This window comes from Methylobacterium sp. WL7 (assembly GCF_008040085.1).
GTDB lineage: Bacteria > Pseudomonadota > Alphaproteobacteria > Rhizobiales > Beijerinckiaceae > Methylobacterium > Methylobacterium mesophilicum.
Genome location: NZ_VRVG01000007.1, coordinates 34,837 through 54,358 on the forward strand (window position 1 = coordinate 34,837; position 19,522 = coordinate 54,358).

At 70.6% G+C, this 19,522-nt stretch carries 24 protein-coding genes; 13 read left to right on the forward strand and 11 right to left on the reverse strand.

The window, feature by feature from the left end; all coding sequences use genetic code 11:
* Window positions 1-214 precede the first annotated feature (214 nt).
* From FV233_RS03475 to FV233_RS03495, 5 genes are all read left to right on the forward strand, one after another.
* Window positions 215-934, forward strand: a complete 720-nt coding sequence (locus FV233_RS03475; protein ID WP_147853521.1) for a cytochrome c biogenesis CcdA family protein — start codon at window positions 215-217, stop codon at window positions 932-934.
* Between the two features lie 194 nt (window positions 935-1,128).
* Complete coding sequence (locus FV233_RS03480) at window positions 1,129-3,114, forward strand: glycosyltransferase (protein ID WP_147896622.1); 1,986 nt, start codon at window positions 1,129-1,131, stop codon at window positions 3,112-3,114.
* Entirely contained in the window at window positions 3,111-4,205 is a 1,095-nt protein-coding gene (locus FV233_RS03485) for a glycosyltransferase (RefSeq protein ID WP_147896623.1), read from the forward strand. Before FV233_RS03480 ends, FV233_RS03485 begins: the two co-directional genes overlap by 4 nt.
* Before the next feature lie 282 nt (window positions 4,206-4,487).
* Window positions 4,488-5,963, forward strand: coding sequence for a GumC family protein (locus FV233_RS03490; RefSeq protein WP_147896624.1), 1,476 nt, complete (start codon window positions 4,488-4,490; stop codon window positions 5,961-5,963).
* Window positions 5,956-6,780: a WecB/TagA/CpsF family glycosyltransferase gene (locus FV233_RS03495; RefSeq protein WP_147896625.1), complete on the forward strand. Its 825-nt coding sequence runs from the start codon at window positions 5,956-5,958 to the stop codon at window positions 6,778-6,780. The genes FV233_RS03490 and FV233_RS03495 overlap by 8 nt, the downstream gene beginning before the upstream one ends.
* Before the next feature lie 136 nt (window positions 6,781-6,916).
* Here the strand turns inward: FV233_RS03495 and FV233_RS03500 are convergent, their stop codons facing one another.
* The 6 genes from FV233_RS03500 to FV233_RS03525 form a co-directional block, all read right to left on the reverse strand.
* Complete coding sequence (locus tag FV233_RS03500; protein WP_147896626.1) at window positions 6,917-7,483, reverse strand: NUDIX hydrolase; 567 nt, start codon at window positions 7,481-7,483, stop codon at window positions 6,917-6,919.
* A 38-nt stretch (window positions 7,484-7,521) separates the two neighbouring features.
* Entirely contained in the window at window positions 7,522-7,779 is a 258-nt protein-coding gene (locus FV233_RS03505) for a sulfurtransferase TusA family protein (RefSeq protein WP_147855939.1), read from the reverse strand.
* Window positions 7,780-7,825: 46 nt separating this feature from the next.
* The gene (locus tag FV233_RS03510) at window positions 7,826-8,158 is read right to left on the reverse strand and encodes a hypothetical protein (protein WP_147855940.1); all 333 of its coding nucleotides are present in this window, start codon (window positions 8,156-8,158) and stop codon (window positions 7,826-7,828) included.
* 213 nt (window positions 8,159-8,371) lie between these two features.
* On the reverse strand, window positions 8,372-8,770 hold the full coding sequence (locus tag FV233_RS03515; RefSeq protein WP_147896627.1) for a hypothetical protein: 399 nt from the start codon (window positions 8,768-8,770) through the stop codon (window positions 8,372-8,374).
* A 103-nt stretch (window positions 8,771-8,873) separates the two neighbouring features.
* Complete coding sequence (locus tag FV233_RS03520) at window positions 8,874-10,241, reverse strand: glutamate--cysteine ligase (RefSeq protein ID WP_147896628.1); 1,368 nt, start codon at window positions 10,239-10,241, stop codon at window positions 8,874-8,876.
* 290 nt (window positions 10,242-10,531) lie between these two features.
* Window positions 10,532-11,284: a 16S rRNA (uracil(1498)-N(3))-methyltransferase gene (locus FV233_RS03525; protein ID WP_147896629.1), complete on the reverse strand. Its 753-nt coding sequence runs from the start codon at window positions 11,282-11,284 to the stop codon at window positions 10,532-10,534.
* Between the two features lie 230 nt (window positions 11,285-11,514).
* Between FV233_RS03525 and FV233_RS03530 the strand changes: the two genes are divergently transcribed.
* Both FV233_RS03530 and ubiA read left to right on the forward strand, forming a co-directional pair.
* Window positions 11,515-11,985 carry a hypothetical protein gene (locus FV233_RS03530; RefSeq protein ID WP_147854650.1) on the forward strand — a complete coding sequence of 157 codons (471 nt, stop codon included), beginning with the start codon at window positions 11,515-11,517 and terminating at the stop codon, window positions 11,983-11,985.
* 84 nt (window positions 11,986-12,069) lie between these two features.
* On the forward strand, window positions 12,070-13,017 hold the full coding sequence (gene ubiA, locus FV233_RS03535; protein ID WP_147854651.1) for a 4-hydroxybenzoate octaprenyltransferase: 948 nt from the start codon (window positions 12,070-12,072) through the stop codon (window positions 13,015-13,017).
* Window positions 13,018-13,032: 15 nt separating this feature from the next.
* Here ubiA and FV233_RS03540 read toward each other — a convergent pair whose 3' ends face one another.
* A complete protein-coding gene (locus FV233_RS03540) occupies window positions 13,033-13,500 on the reverse strand; it encodes a DUF6101 family protein (protein ID WP_147854652.1) in 468 nt (155 codons plus the stop codon).
* 422 nt (window positions 13,501-13,922) lie between these two features.
* Between FV233_RS03540 and FV233_RS03545 the strand changes: the two genes are divergently transcribed.
* Window positions 13,923-14,738, forward strand: coding sequence for a 3'(2'),5'-bisphosphate nucleotidase CysQ (locus FV233_RS03545; protein WP_147896630.1), 816 nt, complete (start codon window positions 13,923-13,925; stop codon window positions 14,736-14,738).
* 323 nt (window positions 14,739-15,061) lie between these two features.
* On the opposite strand, the gene FV233_RS03550 is transcribed toward FV233_RS03545, so the two are convergent.
* A complete protein-coding gene (locus FV233_RS03550) occupies window positions 15,062-15,298 on the reverse strand; it encodes an AsnC family transcriptional regulator (protein ID WP_147896631.1) in 237 nt (78 codons plus the stop codon).
* Between the two features lie 157 nt (window positions 15,299-15,455).
* Window positions 15,456-15,665: a cold-shock protein gene (locus FV233_RS03555; protein ID WP_007565868.1), complete on the reverse strand. Its 210-nt coding sequence runs from the start codon at window positions 15,663-15,665 to the stop codon at window positions 15,456-15,458.
* A gap of 317 nt (window positions 15,666-15,982) precedes the next feature.
* Between FV233_RS03555 and FV233_RS03560 the strand changes: the two genes are divergently transcribed.
* On the forward strand, window positions 15,983-16,372 hold the full coding sequence (locus FV233_RS03560; protein WP_147896632.1) for a hypothetical protein: 390 nt from the start codon (window positions 15,983-15,985) through the stop codon (window positions 16,370-16,372).
* Window positions 16,373-16,387: 15 nt separating this feature from the next.
* Here FV233_RS03560 and FV233_RS03565 read toward each other — a convergent pair whose 3' ends face one another.
* The gene (locus FV233_RS03565) at window positions 16,388-16,591 is read right to left on the reverse strand and encodes a hypothetical protein (RefSeq protein WP_147896633.1); all 204 of its coding nucleotides are present in this window, start codon (window positions 16,589-16,591) and stop codon (window positions 16,388-16,390) included.
* 144 nt (window positions 16,592-16,735) lie between these two features.
* On the opposite strand from FV233_RS03565, the gene FV233_RS03570 reads away from it, so the two are divergent.
* The 4 genes from FV233_RS03570 to FV233_RS30125 all read left to right on the forward strand — a co-directional run bounded on the left by FV233_RS03570 (window position 16,736) and on the right by FV233_RS30125 (window position 18,664).
* The gene (locus FV233_RS03570) at window positions 16,736-17,314 is read left to right on the forward strand and encodes a type 1 glutamine amidotransferase domain-containing protein (protein ID WP_147896634.1); all 579 of its coding nucleotides are present in this window, start codon (window positions 16,736-16,738) and stop codon (window positions 17,312-17,314) included.
* 125 nt (window positions 17,315-17,439) lie between these two features.
* Window positions 17,440-17,949 carry a metallophosphoesterase gene (locus FV233_RS03575; RefSeq protein WP_147896635.1) on the forward strand — a complete coding sequence of 170 codons (510 nt, stop codon included), beginning with the start codon at window positions 17,440-17,442 and terminating at the stop codon, window positions 17,947-17,949.
* Window positions 17,950-18,144: 195 nt separating this feature from the next.
* Complete coding sequence (locus FV233_RS03580; RefSeq protein WP_147896661.1) at window positions 18,145-18,435, forward strand: hypothetical protein; 291 nt, start codon at window positions 18,145-18,147, stop codon at window positions 18,433-18,435.
* A gap of 88 nt (window positions 18,436-18,523) precedes the next feature.
* Complete coding sequence (locus tag FV233_RS30125; RefSeq protein WP_187277700.1) at window positions 18,524-18,664, forward strand: hypothetical protein; 141 nt, start codon at window positions 18,524-18,526, stop codon at window positions 18,662-18,664.
* 451 nt (window positions 18,665-19,115) lie between these two features.
* Here FV233_RS30125 and pqqA read toward each other — a convergent pair whose 3' ends face one another.
* Window positions 19,116-19,205, reverse strand: a complete 90-nt coding sequence (pqqA, locus tag FV233_RS03585) for a pyrroloquinoline quinone precursor peptide PqqA (protein WP_007559223.1) — start codon at window positions 19,203-19,205, stop codon at window positions 19,116-19,118.
* Window positions 19,206-19,522 lie beyond the last annotated feature (317 nt).

Here is a 19,522-nt window from a genome sequence, read left to right on the forward strand (position 1 = left end):
TTAGGTCGGCTCCGAGGCTCCGACATCCATTATAAACCGCTCCGCTCGGCACCTTGCCTAACCTATATTGATGTTCATGCCGGTACCCGGCGCGACGGGTCCGACGGACATCCGCGGGGCGATCAACCGGACCGTGATCGGCATCCCCGTTGACGCCGTCGCCGCCCGGCGCGAAGCCCGCACGACGGGTTACCGCCGTGGGAGGATCGGGACGATGCTGGGGACGGTGGGGTTCGCGTTCCTGGCGGGGTTGCTGTCGGTGCTGTCGCCCTGCGTCCTGCCGCTGGTGCCGATCGTGCTCGGAACTGCCGCGTCGGAGCACCGTCTGGGGCCCGTGGCGCTGGCGCTCGGCCTGGCCCTGTCGTTCACAGCCATCGGGCTGTTCGTCGCCACGATCGGCTTCTCGATCGGGCTCGACGGCGACGTGTTCCGCAGCGCCGGCGCCGTGTTGCTCGTCATCCTCGGCGCGGTCCTGATGCTGCCGCGTCTGCAGGCGCGGGTCGCGACGGCGGCGGGGCCGGTCGGCGCCTGGGCGGAAGAACGCTTCGGCGGGTTCGGGTCCGGGGGGCTGTCCGGTCAGTTCGGTGTGGGTCTGCTGCTGGGGGCGGCCTGGAGCCCCTGCGTCGGGCCGACTCTGGGCGCCGCGTCGCTGCTGGCGGCAAGGGGCGAGCATCTCGGGAGCGTCGCCCTCACCATGCTGGCCTTCGGGATCGGCGCCGCCGCGCCGCTGATGCTGCTGGGCTTCGTCTCGCGCGAGGCGCTGATGCGCTGGCGGGGCGGGCTCGCGGCGGCCGGCAAGGGCGTCAAGGCAGCCCTGGGGGTCGTGATGGTTGTGCTCGGCCTGCTCGTCTTGACCGGCACCGACAAGCGCGTCGAGGCCGCGGCGGTAGCGGCCTCGCCGGATTGGCTGAACGCGGTGACAACGCGCTACTGACACGCACCGCACCGGCGGCCTCGGCCGAGACGGAGCCCGGTGATGACCGACGCACCCTCCCGTCCGGTCGGCCTTGCCCATGGCGGCCCGCGCCGCTGGGATCCGCGTCGAAGGCCGCTGGATGGTCCGGCCCGAGAGGCAATCTTCATCCTTCGCGGTCACGCTGCACGCCCCTTCGGACCCATGAACCGACCTTGACCGACGCCCCCGCATCACCGCCCGCTCACGGGGTCGCCGGCTGGCCGTTCGGGGCCGCCGCGCCCGGGATCCGCCGACCGGCCACCCTGCCCGATGGACGCCCGTGGCCGCGGATCCGGGTCGTCACGGTCGCCGCCGCCGGGGTGGACCTGCGCGACACCGCCGCCTCGGTGCTGCGCCAGGATTATCCGGAGCTGCGGCACGACCTCGTCCCGGCGCACCTCGGGCGCGCCCATGTCGAGGCGCTGCTGGCCGATGCCGCCTGCGACGCCGTGCTCTGGCTTAGCCCCGGCGAACTGCTCGCCCCCGGGGCGCTCACCGCGCTGGCCCTGGAGGCTGCGCTGACCGGCGCGCTTGCGGTGGCGGGCCTGCGCGTCCTGTTCGCCGACAGGGTGCTGGCGCTCGACACGCCCGGGACGACGGCTTCGGACGCGCCGGGCGGCGTGCCGTTCACCGGCGGCGAGGTGCTGTGGATGCGCGGTGCCCTGGGCGGGCAGACGATGCTCGACGCGGACGGCCGCCTGAACGCCGCTGCCGCGTGGTCGGCATTGACGGACGCCGCCCGCGGGACCATCGGCCGCCCGGTGCTGCTGCAGCGGGCGGACCGGGCGTCGGCCGAGGCCCCCGACGCCCTGTCGATCGTTTCCCTCACCGGCACCGGTACCCAGGGCGGTGCCGGCGTGGCCCAGCGACGGCTCGCCGAGGCTCTGGCGCTCGCCGGTCACCGGGTGACGCACGTCGCCCTGAGCGACCGACCCGAAGCCGCCGAATGGACCGACACCTTCCCGAAGGCCGAGGCTTTGGTCGCGGATGCCGTCCCCGCTCTGATCCTCGCCGGCAACCTGCATGGGGCGACCCGCAGCCTCGACGTGGTCGGGCGCCTCGCCCGGCGCGGCCCGGTGGCGCTGGTGCTGCACGACCTGTTCCCGCTCACCGGCCGCTGCTGCCATCCGCGCGCCTGCACCCGCGCCGTCACCGGCTGCGACGCGACCTGTCCCGGCCCGGACGAGTACCCGCAGCTCGCCCCGAACCGGATCGCCGGCATGCACGCGCGCAAGCGTGCCGTCCTGTCCGGTGTCGCCGGGCCGTGGCTGCTGGCCAATTCCGACTGGACCTTGACGCGCGCGCTGGACCTGGCACCGCCCGGCACCGTGGCCGAACGGATCCGGCTGGCCTTCCCGACCGCCGCGTTCCGGCCCGGCGACCGTGCGGCCCTGCGCCGCCGGCTCGGCCTGCCAGCGGATGATGTGCTGATCCTGGTCTCGGCGGTGATCGTCGACGGACCCGACAAGGGTTTTTCCGATCTGCGCGCCGCGCTCCAGGCCGTGGCGCGGCTGGGCGTCGGCGTCGTGGCGATCGGCCGGCTCGACGATCCGGCCCGGCTCGGCGTGCCGAACCTGTTCGCGCCGGGGCTGATCGCGGACGAGGAGATCCTGGCCGCCTGGTACGGGGCCTGCGACCTCCACGTCACCGCGAGCCGCCACGAGACCTTGGGACAGACGCCGATCGAGGCCGGCCTGTGTGGGGTGCCGACGCTGGCCTACCGCACCTCCGGCCTGACCTCGTCGGTGATCGACGGCGTGTCCGGCCGCCTCGTCCCGCTCGAGCCCGGCGCCCTGTCCCAGGCCCTGGCCGAGCTGGTGGACGATGCCGGGGCGCGGGCGCGGCTCGGGGCCTTCGCGCGCATCGCCCTGGAGAGCCGCCACAGCCCGGCCGCCGCCGCCCTGTCGCTCGACCGCATCGTCCGTGCGCGCGGGATGCTGACCGGCTCCGGGCGGCCCACCTTCACGCCCGCTCTGCTCGGCCATTTCCCGTTCGCAGCGGACCGGCAGCCGGGCGCGTCCGGCACGGTACCGGCGCCCTCCCGGCCCCTCGTGCGCCGGCTGCGCCGGGCCAAGCAGATGGTGCTCGGCCGGCGCATGCCCCTGTTCGTGCGCCGCTGCCTGTACCTCGCCGGCACCCTGCGGCGGAGCGTTCCGTGAGGTCGGCTCCCGAACGGCAGGGCGCCCGGCGGATCTATCTCGACCGGACCCATCTGCGCGGCCACGTCACCGGGATCGAGCGGATCACCCTCGACCTGTTCGCCCCGGACCGGCTCGCACCGCACGATGTCCGGCCGGTCACCAGCGGCTCGCTGCCCGGAATGATCGCGCAGCAACAGTTCGGCCTGCCGCTGCGGACGCTGGCCGACCGCGACGCGCTCTTCCTGTTCCCGGGCTTCCCGCCGGGGCCGCTCTGCGCCGTCGCGGCCGAGCGCTGCCTGTTCTACGTCCACGACACCTTCCTGCTCGACCGGCCGGAGGATCTGAGCCTGAAGAGCCGGCTCTACATGAGCCCGAGCTTCGCCCGGGCGCTGCGCTGGTGCCCGAACCTGTTCGTGAACAGCCGCACCACCGGACACGCCGTCCGGGCCGTCAGCCCGCCGCACGCACGGGTCGCCCTGCTGAGGCCGTCCGTGCGGGACGCCTTCGGCCTCGCCGACCTGCCGGGGCCGGCGTCCTATGGTCCAGGCATGCCGTTGCGCCTGCTGGCGATCGGCACGATCGAGCCGCGCAAGGACTATGCGGCCTCCCTGGCGCTGGTCGCCGCGCTCAACCGGGCCGGAATGCCGGCGGAACTGCACCTGGTCGGCCGGGTCGGCTGGGGCCGCCACGCCTTCCTGGACGACCCGCCGCCTTACCTTCACCGGTACGGGTATCTCGCCGATGCGGAGCTGCGGGCGCTGGCCGGCTCCTGCCACCTGCTGCTCTCGACATCGAAAGCCGAGGGGCTCGGCTTGCCCCTGCTGGAGGTGCAGCATGGCGGCCTGCCGGTGGTGGCACCGGACGCGCCGGTGTTCCGCGAGGTGCTGGACGCCTCCGCCCTGCTGATCCGCCCCGAGGATCCAGAGGCCGCTGCGGCAGCGCTCGCCGCCTGGGTCGGCGAAGGCGGCCTCGCCCGGTCGGCGGCGGAAAGCCGTGGGAACGTGGCGCGGTGGAACGCGGCTGCGTCCGAGGACAAGGAGCGCTTCCGGCGCTTCCTGGCGGGGGATCCGGACGCATACGCGGAACCGGGCACCACCCGCATCGGATGAGTCCGTTTACGTAGTCGCCAACATTTAAAGGCCTGATCGGGCCACAAAATCGTGACAGACCGTTCTCGTTCTAGCGGCGATATCTATACGGTTGCTGCTGCAGGGTGTGCATCAAGGCGAGAGTACTGGTTCGGTATGCTGGTTGCTGGAGTGTCGAGGAAGACACCGCCTCGGTGGAGGTTCTGTCCCGGATCGGCACGGTGGTGACCGGAAAGGGGACGGGAGCAGGATGGCGGTGGAAGACGGCACCGGTCGTCGTCCGACAGGTCAGGAGCGAGGCGCATGTTCGACTTCTCGACACGCATGAGCGGTGAGCAGCCCGTCCGCATGGTGCTGCCCCAGGTCGAATCCCGGCCGGAGGCGCGGGTGATCCTGCGCCGCCTGTGGCGGGGCAGCGGCTTCATCGTGCTGGGCGCCCTGTTCATGGTGGCGGCCGCCGTGGCGCTGCTCGGCCTGATCCCGCCGCGCTACACGTCCTCCATTCAGGTCCTGGTCGATCCCAGCGACCTACGGGTGGTCGAGAACGACGTGAACGCCCGCCAGCCCCAGGCCGATAGCGGCGTCTCCATCGCCGAGAGCCAGGTGCGGGTGATCCAGTCCGACAACGTCCTGCGCCGGGTGATCGCCAAGCTGCATCTCGACCAGGACGACGAGTTCGTGCTCCCCGACGGCAACAACCCGACGATCGCCTGGATCAAGGGTGCGCTCGGCATGCTGCCTCCGGCCGCGAGCCGCGACCCGGTCAACATCGCCCTCGACACGCTCCAGACCAAGCTCAGCGTCCGCCGGGCCGAGCGGACCTTCGTGATCGACGCCTCGGTGCAATCGCGCGATCCGGAGAAGGCCGCCCGGATCGCCAACGCCATCGGCGACGCCTACTTCGCCGAGGAGGCCGCCGCCCGCACCGATACGGCGCGGCGCGCCTTCGACGCGCTCACCGGACGGCTGGGCAGCCTGAAGCGCGACGTCGAGCAGGCCGAGGGCGAGGTGGTGCGCTACCGCGAGGCCCACAAGCTCGTGGCCTCGAGTGGCCGCCTGCTGACCGACCAGCAGCTCGGCGACCTCAACCAGCAGCTCGTCACCGCGTCGATCAAGACCGCTGAGGCGAAGTCGCGGTTGGACCAAGCCCGCAAGATGCGCACCTCGGACCCGAGCACCGCCCTGCCGGAGATGCTGCAATCCCTGGAGATGCAGGCGCTGCGGCAGCAATACGCCACGCTCTCGCGCAACACCGCCGAGCTCGCGACCCGGCTCGGCGAGCGCCACCCGGCCATGGCCGAGCAATACGCCCAGCAGCGTGACCTCCAGCGCCTGATCCAGCGCGAGAAGGAGCGGATCATCGACACGACCCAGAAGGATTACGACCGGGCCGCCGCCAGCGAGGCGGCGATCCGGACCAATCTCGACCGGGTGAAGACCGAGACCGTGAGCAGCGACCGCGCCTATGTGGGCTTACGCGAGCTGGAGCGGACGCTGGAGGCCCGCCGGGGAGTCTACGAGGCCTATCTGAAGCGCGCCCGCGAGGCGAGCGAGCAGGAGCGCCTCAACACCACCAACGTCCGGATCATCTCAGTGGCGACGCCGGCCCGCCAGCGGACCTTCCCGCCCTCGCCGAAGATCGTGCTGCCGGTGGCCCTCGTGCTCGGCCTGCTGCTCGGCGGCGCCATCGCGTTGGCGCTCGGCGCCGACAGCGATCGTCGGCGGTTCCGCCGGGCCGTCGCACGCCCCGGGACCAGCTTCCGGGCCGCCGATGCGTGATGTCGAGGCTCCGAGCCCGGCAGACTCGGAGGCGGCGTCGCAGGACCGGGCTGCTCCGGAGCCGCCCACGACCGTCACGCTGTTCGGCTACGGCTTCCACGTCGGCACCGCGTCCGCGATTGTGACCGCGGTGGCGGCACGGCGCTCGGACGGGCCCCGGACGATCGTCACCGCCAACGTCGACCACGTCGTCCAACTCGCCGAGGACGCGGATTTCCGGGGCGCCTACGCGCGCGCCGCCGCCCGGACCCTCGACGGCATGCCGCTGGTCTGGCTCGCCCGGGTGGCGAGCGGCCGGCCGGCGGAGCGGATCACCGGCCACGACCTCCTGGCCTGCATCCTGGCCGACCCGCCGCCCTACGCCCGCCGGGTGTTCTTCGTCGCCGCCCGCCAGGACGTCGCCGACATGCTGACCACGCGCCTCCAGGCCGCCGGCCTGCCGGACGGCGCGGTGGCGAGCGCGGTGCCGCCCTTCGGCTTCGAGGACGACGCGTCTTACGGCAGCGCCCTGGCCGCGCGGATCCGCGCCCACGGCACCACCCTTCTGGTGATGGGCGTCGGCGCACCGAAATCGGAAGTCTGGGTCGATCGCCAGGGTCGGGCGCTGGGCAACCCGGTGGTGTTCTGCGTCGGCGACGCCCTCTCGGTCGCGGCCGGCTGCCTCCCCCGCGCTCCGTGGCTGATGCAACGGCTCGGCCTCGAATGGGTGTTCCGCTTCCTATGCGCCCCGCGCCGTCTCTTCCGCCGCTACTTCATCGAATCCTGGCGCTTCATCGGCATCGCCGTGCGCGACCGGGTTTCGGGGCGGCGGGATTGAGGGGGCGGGCCGGCGCCGGGTGCGCAAGCCCCATCCCATCCACGCCCTGATCGTCAGCGTGATTGGACAGTCGTTCGTCCGGCTTCGCCCCACCGTCGTCTGTCATTCCAACGTGTCGCGGGCGAGCTTCAGTCGGCTACGCAAACAACTCCGGCCGGCGCAATTGGAGAGCAAAGAGCAGCAGCAGCGACTTCATGTCGGTGAGGGCGCCGCGGCGGGTCATGGCCAGGAGTTCCGGCAGCGGGATCTCATGCACGGCCACCGCCTCACCCTCCGCGGCCAGGCCGCCGCCGGCGCCGGTGCGGTCGGATTCCCCGTAGGCCGCCAGGAACAGGTCCATCCGCTCGGTCGAGATGCCCGGCATCGTCCAGGCGCTGGCCACGAGGTCGAGGGTGCCGAGGCGCAGCCCGGTCTCCTCGGCGGCCTCGCGCCGGACCTCGTCCTCCGGCGCGCCGTCATCGAGCAGCCCCGCCGGGACCTCGACATGGCTCGGCGGACCGCCGGAATAGAGCACCGGCGCCCGGAACTGCGAGACCAGCGTCGCCACCCGCCGGACCGGATCGTACGGCAGCACCGCGACGGCGCGGCCGTGATCCTCCATTTCGCGCGTGATGCGCGTGCCGTCGTCCTGCATCACCTCGGCCACGAGGTAGCGGGCCCATCCCTCGTGCACGAGGCGCACGCCCCCGATCCGTGGTGCCATGCCGTCTCCGCCATATCCCTGGGAACCGGACGGATCGCTCAGGAATGCGGCGGCTTCGCGGAGGCCGTCATGCGGAAACGCAGGCGATCGCCGTCCCGCTCGGCCGAATCGAGCCGGGCACCCTCCTCGCGCACGAGGTTCGGGATGTCGATCATCGCCATCGGATCCGTGCAGGTGACCACCAGGACCCGCCCGGCGCCCAGCGCGCGCAGGGCCTTGCGGGTGCGCAGGACCGGGAGCGGGCATTTCAACCCGGTCAAGTCGAGTTCGACACGATCCGGTTCGTCGTCCTGCACGGGGTCGGCCTCATCCCGCACCGATACCCGCGCTCGCGACGGCCGACTACCACTCGTGATAGCCGAAGACCGGACCGCGATACGTGTCCGGCGCGAACACATAGTAGGTCGGGCCGTAATAGCCGTATTCCATGTTGCGACCAGGGGTCGGCGCGTATCCGTATCCGTAACCGAACGGCACCGGATAGCCGTACTCGCCGTAATAGCTGTATTCCGGACGGACCCGTGCCTCTGCGACGAGTCCCGCACCCACGGGCGGGCGTGCGACCGGGACGGCGCGTTGGGCGCGATACGGCCCCAGATCCGCGGCGAAGCAAACGCCGCCGGCCGTCACGGCGGATAAGACGCCGGCCGCAAGCGCGACGGTGTGGCGAGTCATGGCGTCGGTCTCCTGACGAGGACGATTCGGCCTCGGAGGGATCCGATCACATGGCCTGCGGCAGACTAGCCTCGCGGGCCTTGGCTGAAGCTTGCGGCTCCCGTTGAAGGTGATTCGGATCGGGGACTCGGCCCAGGACAGCGTGTCTGACAGGTGACAAAAAATCCCGGCCTCGATGAGACCGGGAATGTTGGAGCAGATTGGAATACGGACTTACCAGCCGTAATCGTCGTAGCCGTAAGCCGGGTAGCCATAAGCGGGATAGGCGTAGCTGCGGACCGGCGCGTAGCCGTAGCCATAGGCCGGGTAGCCGTAGCCGCCGTAATAGCCGTAGCGGGGAGCCGCACTGGCGGCCAGCGCCCCGCCGATGATGCCGAGGGCGGCACCGGCCGCGACGGCGCCGGCGACGCGGCCGCCATAGCCGCGGCGGTATCCGTAGCCGCCGCCATAATAGCCCCGGCGCCACCCGACGGTGTCGATATGGGTGCTGGGGCCGCCGACCTGCACGGCACTTTGCGCCGGCAGAGGGGCCGCCTCGGCGGCGGTGAATGAACCGGCGATCATGGCCAGCGCCGATGCGCCGGCGACGAGAGATGTGGTGATGCGGGACATGGACACTTCCTCCACGCGCTGAACCATCGGCGTGAGAACCGTCAGGTATCGCACTTCGTTCCGCGCCACGGTGTGCGGCCGCACGGTCTCGATGGCGCGCGGTTCAGAACACGCATTCCGAGAAGGCCGGGCGCACGCAGGCACCCCAGCGGCCCTCGTAATCGGCGAGCAGGTCGTCGGCCCGGGTGCGCCCCGCCGTGACGATCGCCTCCAGGGGCTGAAGGTAGACGGTCTCGTCGCGGCCCTCGGCGTCGCGCCGGGCCCGTGCGCGAAGACCCGCGCGCGCGATGGCCAGCGCCTCGGCGGCGACGGCTCCGAGCGTGGTGTTGGCGACCGGCGTGGCGAGCCCCAGGCGCGGCGCCGTCGCTCGCGCGGCCTCCCGGTTGGCCGGGCTCCAGCCCTTCACCAGGTCGAGGGCCGCGTCGAGGGCCGATTCGTCGTAGAGTAGCCCGGCCCAGAACGCGGCCTGGGCGGCGATCATGCCAGGATCGCCGACATCGGCGCCACGCATCTCCAGGAAGCGCTTGAGCCGGACTTCCGGGAAGGCCGTGGAGGCGTGGTTCGCCCAGTCTGCCACCGTGGCGTACTCGCCCGGGAGCTGCGCCAGCTTGCCGGTCATCAGGTCGCGGAAGGAGGCGCCCGACACGTCGTGGTAGATGTCGCCGCGCTTGACGAAGTACATCGGCATGTCGAGCAGCCAGTCGACATAGGCTTCGTATCCGAAGCCGGATTCGAACGCGAAGGGCAGCATGCCGGTGCGGTGCGGGTCGGTGTCGCGCCAGATCTCCGAGCGGCGCGACAGGAAGCCGTTGGGCCGCCCGTCGGTGAACGGTGAGTTGGCGAACAAGGCGGTGGCCACCGGCTGGAGCGCCAGGGAGGCGCGCATCTTGCGCACCATGTCGGCCTCGGAGGCGAAGTCGAGATTCACCTGCACGGTGGCGGTGCGCAGCATCATGTCGAGGCCGAGCGAGCCGACCTTCGGCATGTAGCCGGCCATGATCTTGTAGCGGCTCTTGGGCATGACCGGCGTCTCGTCCCGGCGCCAGCGCGGGCTCATGCCCAGCGTCAGGAAGCCGATATCGAGGGGGTCGGCCGCGCGCTTCGTGGCTGCGAGATGCGTGGCGAGTTCGGCCGCGGTGCCGTGCACGTCCGGTAGCGCCGCGCCGGACAGCTCGAACTGCCCGCCCGGTTCGATCGAGATCGCCCCGCCCTCCTCGGCCGACAGGCCGATGATGTTGCCGAGGTCGAGGATCGGCTCCCAGCCGGTCTCGCGGGCGAGCCCTTCCAGCAGGGCGCGGATGCCCCGCTCGCCGTCATACGGCACTGGCTCGCGGCTCTCCCGGTAGAACGGGATCTTCTCGTGCTCCGTGCCGATGGCGAAGCGCGCGGGCGGCTTCTCGCCGGCGGCGAACCACTCGATCAGTTCGGCGCGCGTGGTGAGCGGCGTGTTGTCGTTGCTGTCGCGCGCCATGCGCTGCCTGCCCGTGCCTGTGAACTATGCCTGGGATGGGAGCGCACCGGACTGCTCCAGCGTGTCCGTCCGGTTCAACCCCGTCCCGCGAGCGGAGACCGGACGGACATCCGCGCCGGCTCCGAGAGCGCGGCGCGGCTGGCGTCCGTCCTGGGACATAATCGAGGCTTCGGGAACCGACAACGCGGCGCCGTGAACCGGGAGCCCGGTTCACCCCGCTTCGGCGGAACAATCCCGCGGCCTGCCACCCTGATGTGCGCAGGCACACATGATTCCAATCGGCTCACTGATCAACGCGCGTCGCCGAGCACCGCCTGGACCAGGGTCAGCACCACGACCGCGGCCGTGTCGGCACGCAGGATGCGCGGACCCAGCGACAGGGCCACGGTGTTGGGCCGGGCCCGGATCGCCGCCCGCTCCTCCTCGGAGAAACCGCCCTCCGGCCCGACCAGGACGGCCAGCGGCGGCGGTGCGGCGGGGTCGGCGGCCTCCCGGAGCGCCCGCACCGGGTCGCTCACCGGGGCGTCCTCGTCGCAGAACACCACCAGCCGCTCGGGCACCAGGCTCGCGAGCACGGGGCCGAGCTTGTCCGGATCGGGACAATCCGGGATCGCCAGGATGCCGCATTGCTCGGCCGCCTCGACGGCGTTGGCGCGCAGGCGGTCCATGTTGATCCGCTCGCCCTGGGTGTAGCGGGTGATGACCGGGCGGATCGTCCCGGCTCCCATCTCCACCGCCTTCTGGGCCAGGTAATCCAGGCGCGCGCTCTTCAGGGGCGCGAACAGGTAGTGCAGGTCTGCGCGCGGCGTCTGCGCGCGGGTGCGCGCGGCGACGTGGAGGTCCGCACCCTTCCGGCCGGTTTGGACCAGATGCGCGCGCCACTCGCCGTCCCGCCCGTTGAACACCAGCACGGGGTCGTCCGGCCCCCGGCGCAGGACGTTGAGCAGGTAATTCGCCTGGGCGCGGTCGAGCGGCAGCACGGTTCCGGCGGCGAGGTCCGGTTCGACGTGGAGACGGGGGGCGGTGAAGTCGTAGGCCGGCATGGCCGGGTGGTCGCGCGGCCCGGCCGGGCTGTCAACGCGCCGCCTCGGCAACCCGCAACCAGCGACATGTTGCCGAAAGGTTACGAGGGCGACTTTTTGGCGCTTCTCCCACACGCGCAACGCCTCGCCGGTTTGCCGCTCGATTGACGCCACATTCCTATGGCGAACCCAAGGGAACGGAGTGGAGCCGGCGTCACGCGGGTTCCGGCAGGCGTCGAGGGAGTCGCGGGATGGCACACGGGAGCTTGAGTCTGGGGGCGGCGGCGCTCGTCGGCGGTCTGCTGTTCGGAACGGCGGCCTTCGCGCAGGGTGCCGCGCCGGAATGCGGTACGATCCAGAAGACCCTGGCCGAGCGCAAGGCGCTGGTCTCCCGCGCGAACGCGGCCTCGAACAGCAAGAAGAAGATGACCCCGCAGGAGGCCTGCGCGCTGTTCGGCAAGCTGCAGTCCAACGGCGCCGAAGGCATCAAGTGGATCACCGCCAACAAGGAATGGTGCTCGATCCCGGATTCGTTCGCCGAGGGCTTCAAGGCCGACCACCTGAAGGTCAGCGGCATCCGCACCAAGATCTGCAGCGTCGCGGCCCAAGCCACCAAGATGGAGGCGCAGGCCCGCGCCCAGGCGCAGAACGGCGCCAGCAGCGGCCTGCTCGGCGGACCGGGCTTGACCGGCAGCTTCAAGCTGCCGCAAGGCGCGCTGTAAGGCCGTCCGAGAGGATTGCGGGTCCGGCGCGGCCCCCCTCCGAGACGGGGGGATGCGTACGTGGGACGACCGGAGATCCGACCGATGAGCGGGACGGCAGCGGGGGACGGGCGTCCGGCCGACGCGGTCACCGGACACTGGGTCGAGCGCGCGGCGCCTCGGTCCTGGCGGCCCTATCTGCGCCTGGCGCGGATCGACCGGCCGATCGGGTGGTGGCTTCTCCTGCTGCCGTGCTGGTGGTCCTCCGCGCTGGCGGCGATCAAGGCGGACCTGTCCTTCCCCGATCCCTGGCACTGCCTGCTGTTCCTAGTGGGCGCGGTGGCGATGCGCGGGGCGGGCTCGACCTACAACGACATCGCCGACCGCGACCTCGACGCGCAGGTCGAACGAACCCGGCAACGCCCGCTTCCCTCCGGACAGATCCGGCCGCGCCACGCGGCCCTGTTCCTGCTGGCTCAGGCGCTGGTCGGGCTGGCGGTGCTGCTCCAGTTCAACGAGCAGGCCGTGATCGTCGGGCTCTGCTCCCTTCTGCCGGTGGCGATCTATCCGTTCATGAAGCGGGTAATGCCGATGCCCCAGGCGGTGCTGGGGCTGGCCTTCGCGTGGGGCGCGCTGATGGGCTGGGCGGCCCTGTTCGCCCGGCTCGATGCCCCGGCGCTGCTGCTCTACGCGGGCACGATCTGCTGGGTGGTGGGCTACGACACGATCTACGCGGTCCAGGACATCGAGGACGACGAGATTGCCGGGATCCACTCCTCGGCCCGGCTGTTCGGCCGGCACGTCAGGGGCGCCGTCGGCCTGTGCTACGCGCTCGCGGCGGGCTTCGTGGCGCTGGCGGCCAGGGATGCGGGGGCGGGACTGGTCGGGTGGATCGGGGTCGCGGCCTTCGCCGGGCATCTGGCCTGGCAGGTCCTGTCGTTCCGGGAACGTGATGGGCGCGGGGCGCTCACGCTGTTCCGCTCGAACCGGGACGCCGGCCTGATCCTGTTCGTGGGCCTCGCGGCGGACGCGGTGGTGCGCAGCCTGTCCTGAGGTTCGTCCGGGGTCTCAGGTGCGGGCGATGATCTCGTTCTCACCGCGAAAGATCTGCGGCCGGGCCGGAAGACGGCCGGTCTTGCGGCGGGCGAGGAAGCGCGGACGGCGGGCGCCGAGCCCGGCATGCCGGCGGCGGATGCGCACGCGCCCGAGGATCAGCCGGCCGATCTGCTCGGAGACCGGCACCAGGACACCATCCTCCCGGACGATCATGCGGACCAGCCCGGCCCGGGCGGCGATGTCGCGCCAGACGGCGACCACGTCGTCCTCGTCGAAGCAGCCGAGGCGATCCAGCTCCTCGCCCTCGGCATCGACCAGGATCAGGCTGAACCTGTCGGCGCCGCAGATCTCGGCATCCTCGGTGGCGTAGGCCAGGGCGATTCCGGCGGCCTTGCGGGCGCCGGAGACGCGGCCGATCACCGGAAGCGGCGATGCGGCGATAGCGAAATCGGCCAGAGCAGCGGCCCCACGGGCATCCATCGAAGATCCTTCGCGGCGTTCGTCCGTGAACGAGGAAGTGTTCATCTGTCCGAGTCCCTGGAGCAAGTGGCGGCCCGCTCGGGGCCGTCGGTTATGCCAAGCAAAATCGCACCCGAACTCCTCCGCACAGCTTAATCACCGTCGTTAAGCGATTCTGGACGGGGATGTCATTTGAGGAATGCTCAATGCTTCCTTGAATGCTCAACAGATCCTTGCGAAGATCGATTGGTCTCGATCGATCCCGGGGGCAGAGTGCGGATCCTTGTGGCCGTGCCGGCAGCGCCCTACAACGCACGGAACCGGGCGGCACGGCCCTCCGGTACCCAGCACCGCCTGCCGAGCCGGCTCACTGCATCCGACCTGCCGGGCGGAGGCCCCGACGTGGCCCGATCCCGGGCCTGACGCATGCCCCGCGGAGCGCGATGCCCGAGCCCATCACCGACGCGGCCGTCTCCGCCCTGATGCCGGACCTGCGCGCGGTCATGCGCGAGGCCGCCGACATCGCCCGCCCGTACTTCAAGCTGGGCGGACAGACCTCCGCACGGATCTGGTCGAAGGCGGGCGGGTCTCCGGTGACGGAGGCGGATGTCGCGGTCGACACCTTCCTGAAGATCCGCCTAAGCGCGCTGGTGCCCGCGGCGGCGTGGCTGTCGGAGGAGACCGCGGACGATCCGGCGCGGCTCGGCCACGACCTGGTGTGGATCGTCGATCCGATCGACGGCACCCGGGCGTTCCTGTCCGGCCATCCCGACTGGTCGATCGCGGTCGCCCTGCTGGCCGGTGGACAGCCGCGGATTGGCTTCGTCCACGCCCCGGTAGGCAACGCTGATTACGAGGCCGTGCTCGGACGCGGCGCGACCCGCAACGGCGAGCCGATCCGGGTCGATTCGAAGGAGACGCTTCCGGGCGCGCGCATCACCGGCCCCAAGCCGATGCTCGACCGCCTGTCGCGCGGGGCCGGCGCCGGCGTCGATTTCGAGCGGATCGACCGCATCCCGTCGCTCGCCCTGCGGCTCGCCCGGGTCGCGGAAGGCTCGGTCGATGTCGGGCTGATCTCCGGCAATGCCCGGGACTGGGACATCGCGGCGGCCGACCTGATCCTGCGCGAGGCGGGCGGAACGGTCTGCGACCTCAAGGGCGAGGCGACCGCCTACAATCGGCCGGACCCCGTCCACGGCGAATTGCTGGCGACGCCGGTCGCGCTGCGCGATCGGGTCTTGGCGGCCTGGGACCGGTAGGACACCGCCGCGCAAGAGGCGCACGCGCCCCCTTTGCCGGACAGCTGGCGGGACACCTGGGACGCCAGTGGAAGGTGATCCGGGACCGAGCGGGGGAAGCGCCGCGCAGCGGCACGGCCCGAGAGCCGACGATGCCGCTGCGCGGTGTTATGTGCCGGGTCCCGGGTCGCATTCCGCTGGCGCTGCATGTGCCCGGGAAAGGAGCGGCGGGAATACGCGCCATACGCCAGATCGACGACGCGCAAGAGCCGCGCTCGATCCGAGATCGAACACGGCTCCCTACGTCACGAGCGGCGGGAATATCCCAGAAGGAACGGAGGCCCTCAGGCCGCCGCCGCCTCGCGGATGAACACGGCGTTGGGGGCCAGCCCCAGACGCTCGGCCAGATGCCAACGCAGTTCCCGCGGGGAGTGATAATTGTAGGACCGATCGATCAGGTTGCTCAGATCGGTCTTGGGCTCGGTCGCGGAATTGGCCCGGGCCAGCCGACCGACCCGGAAGGTCGATGCATCGGTGACGGGGGAGCGGACGCCGCGGCGCCGCGTGTATTCGAACATCATTATCGTGTTTGTCTTTTCTTTTCTGGACCGGACGTCTGTGCGCGCCCGGCGTCGTTTCTGCTGGTTGCCTCCGACGCCCCCTCGTCCGGACGGTCTCGCCCGGATGGAAGCGTCGGAAGGGGGAGCCGCCGCGCGGCCGGTAAGATCCCGCTGGGGTTCAGGCCGCCTGAAGGTTGCCGGCGGCGTCCTTGCCGCTGCGCTTGTCCGTCAGGATCTCGTACGAGAGCCGCTGGCCCTCGACCAAGTTGCGCATCCCAGCCCGCTCTACGGCGGAGATGTGAACGAAAACGTCCTTGCCGCCATCGTCGGGCTGAATGAAGCCGTAGCCCTTGGTCTCGTTATACCACTTCACAGTGCCGGTATTCACGTAGGGTACCTCGTTCGTCCATAGGCCATGCGCACGGCGAAAAAGCCGCGCGATGCACCACGGTCTTGCTGGGTTGGCCAGTGTGGCAGGGCGCGAGACGCTGGGCGTTGAAAAGCGCCGGTCTCGGTGGGTAAGCCCCCCGACGCATCATTTAGGCGCTGGCTGCGGCGGCAACAAGGCGTTTCGGGCACAACTTCTGCGTCGCGGGCCGCGACGCGACCACCGCGGCGGCGTGACGCCCCCTGGGATTTCCGCCGATCCCGATGCATATACGGAACGCGGACAGGCAGTTAAGGCGCGAGGCTCCCGGGCGATACATGGCAGGCATTTCGGTCTCGCTGGACGGTGCGAACATCCAGCTGTCCTTTCAGAAGGACGATCAGGCGACGGCGGTGGTGATGGATGCCCGCGCCGCGCGCGCGCTGGTGCGCGCCGTCGGCCAACTCCTCACGGCCATCGACGACACGGACGAGCCGGACCTGGGCGACGGCCTGGGCGACGAAGAAATCGCCGTGCTGGACGTGACGTCCTCGGCGATCGAGATCGGCACCGACGAGGAGGGGCAGGCCGTCGTCGCACTTCAGGCGGGCGCGCTGCCGCCGTTCCAGTTGCGTCTGACGGACGAAGAGGCCCGCCACGTGGTGACGAGCCTCTCCGAGATCCTCAGCGCGCCGCGCGACGTACGCACCTCGCACGGCGGCCATTGATCACATCCGGTCGGATCACATCCGGGTGCCCGGGTCGGTGGGCGCCCCCGGGAAGACATCGGGCTCCGAGCCCGGCCCGCCCGGCTCGCCGATGCTGGGATCGTTCACGGGATAGGGCGAGCGCGGTCCGGTCGGTCCGATATCCGGCTCCTCGTCGGGCGTGGGCGGCGGAGGCGGCAGATCGCCGGGCGTAGGCTCGGGAAGGCCTGGGTTGGCCATGGCGGTCTCCTGTTGGTTTTCGAGATGCCGGACCAACGGGCCGCTCCTCCGGGGGTTCCAGGCGACGGCCTCGCGATCCGCCGCCATCGGAACACGGCCTATCGACCTCGGTTGTCCGGGCAAACCCCCAGAAGGAGGCTCGCCATGCCCGATATCCGCCAGGCCAAGATCCTGATCCTCGCCACAGACGGCTTCGAGGAAAGCGAACTGACCGTTCCGCAAGCCAGGCTGGCCGAAGCCGGCGCCTCCGTCGCGGTGTCGGCGCCGCAATCCCGCGAGAGCAAGGGTACGATCCGGGGCTGGGACAAGACCGATTGGGGCAAGGAGGTCGCGGTCGACATCGATCTCGAGCGCGTCGATCCCGCCGACTACGACGCCCTGGTGCTTCCGGGCGGCCAGATCAATCCGGACAAGCTCCGGCTCGAGCCCAAGGCCCTGGAGGTGATCCGGAGCTTCTTCACCTCCGGCAAGGTCGTGGCCGCGATCTGCCACGCCCCGTGGCTGTTGATCGAGGCGGGCGCGGCCAAGGGCCGCGACATGACCTCGTTCGCGTCGATCCGCACCGACGTGATCAACGCCGGTGGCCGCTGGCACGACCGGGAGGTGGTGACCGACCAGGGCGTCATCACCAGCCGCAACCCGGGCGACCTCGACGCCTTCTGCGCGAAGATCGTCGAGGAGATCCAGGAAGGCGGCCACGGCACCCGGCAGTTGGCGGCCTGAGGATTTCGCAAAGCGCCGATCCCGCGGTCAAGCCGCGGGATCGGCTCTGCCCTCTGCGGTTTCCGGTGGCCATCGCCATGGTCGGTCGTATGGACGTCGGGACGAACGCTTGAGGAATCGCACAGGTGGCCACCTTCTTCACGGGCGATACCCATTTCGGCGACCTGCGCGCGCTGCGCTTCGACCACAGGCCTTACCCGGATCTCGAAGCCCACGATGCCGGCCTGATCGCAGCCTGGAACGCCGCTGTGGCCCCCGGCGACACAGTCTGGCACCTCGGGGATTTCGCCCTCGGCCCGAGCGGGGCGCGGATCCGCGAGATCCTCGGCGGGCTCAACGGCGAGAAGCACCTGATCGTGGGCAACAACGACGGTCCCGACACCCTTGAGGCCCCCGGCTGGGCCTCGGTGCGCCATTACGCGGAACGCGTGGTCGACGACCGGATGGTGGTGCTGTGCCACTATGCGTTCCGGACCTGGAACGGGATGGGCCGGGGCGCCCTCAACCTGCACGGCCACAGCCATGGCAAGCTCAAGCCGATGCCGAAGCAGTACGATGTCGGCGTCGACCCGATGGGTCCGGCCCCGGTTGGGCTCTCCGCAATCCTCACCTCGCGGCTCCGTCGGAAGGCGTAGTCCGGCCGGAACCTTCACGGCAGCTTCACCGTTTCAGCGGACAGAGAGGGGGCGGTCTCGATCCGCTCCCGAGAAACCCCGGCGCCCCGCCTGCGGGATCGCCAGATTGACCGTTCCGTGAGTGATCCCGTGCGTATCCGTTCGGCCTCTCCCAAGACCGGCTTCTCCACCCAATCCGCCCTCGCCAAGTCGGCGTTGGTCGGGGCCCTGTCTCTCTTCGCTCTGAGCAACGCGGCGCTGGCCCTGCCGGCATGCCTCGATGCGCAGCGCAAGGTGGACGAGGCCAGCGCCCTCCGCTTCCAGGCGCGCCAGGAGGCGCGGCTGGGGAACCACGACCGCGTCTGCGACACGCTGGACGAGGTCGGCGACCGCTACGACGACGCTCGTGACGCCTTCGAACGCTGCGGCGAGGGCGTGGTGGCCATCGATCTGCGCAGCGAGCTGCGCGGTCTCCGCATCGCCAAGAAAATCAACCGCTGCGACTGACCGGGTGCGTCCGCGCACCGCATACGTTCAGGCCCCGCAGCATCATCCCGACACGAGCGACGCACGTCGCCGACAAGGTTATGCGCCGATGACCACCGCCCTGCTGTCGTCCGACCTCCAGGCGCCCACCGCCGACCGCACCGGCCCGTCCTTCGCGGCAGCGCTCTGCGGCTTTATCAGCACCACCGTCGCCACGACGATGCTGCTGGTCCTGATCGGAACGCTCTGAGCCCCGGCGGCCGTACGCCGCATCCGCATCACGACGCGGCTCCATCGGCTTCGCGGACGGGTTTGGGGCTGGTTCGGAAAACCCCTCAAATCACCGGGGCCGGTCGCCGAATCCATCGACGTGGCAGGGTATACCGTCAAGCGCCTCAATCCGGGCCTGCGTGCTGGACCTGCGACTGTCCTGTTTCTCTGCGTGTGACCGCTTCAGGCAGCGACAGGATTTGCGGCACCAGTCCGCGATTCGGACTGCGCGGACCAGCCTGATTTGCATGCTGAGGGCCTCGCCGCCGCACCGGAGGCCGGCTCCTGTCTGTATGGTTTCCTGGCAAGCTGAAGATCACGCCGCCTGACGCTCGGCAGGCAGATACCCAGCTTCCTCACTCTCAGACGCGCACGAAAAAGGCGCCGCTTCCTGCGAAGCGGCGCCTTTCTGTATTCTGAATGTCGACTGCTTAGTTGAAGGTGTCGATCTCAGCCGACTCGTAGCTGGTGACTTCCATGCCGACGCAGATTTCGGAAACGATGGGGGCGGACCAAGCCATGGCGTTTCTCCTCGGTGTTGCTGAGGACCATATAGGCAATATCTTGGGCGCAATACAAGCGAGCACAACACTTATATTTCTCATAGGGAGCTAGGGCGTAGGGCGCGCGGGCCGTCGCGACTTCCCGGCCACGCACCGTCGGGATCGAAGCGGCGAACGGGGAACACACGCTGGTTTCGGCTTGACGGACTATTCCCGTAGGGGCACGAGGCAGCCGCGTCGGGACGCCATGCGGGTGGCCCGCGCTCCCTTTCAGCATCGACAGCGAAGCGACGTGCCAGACCGATCGTGCCTGCCGTGTCCGGCGACGCGCCGTC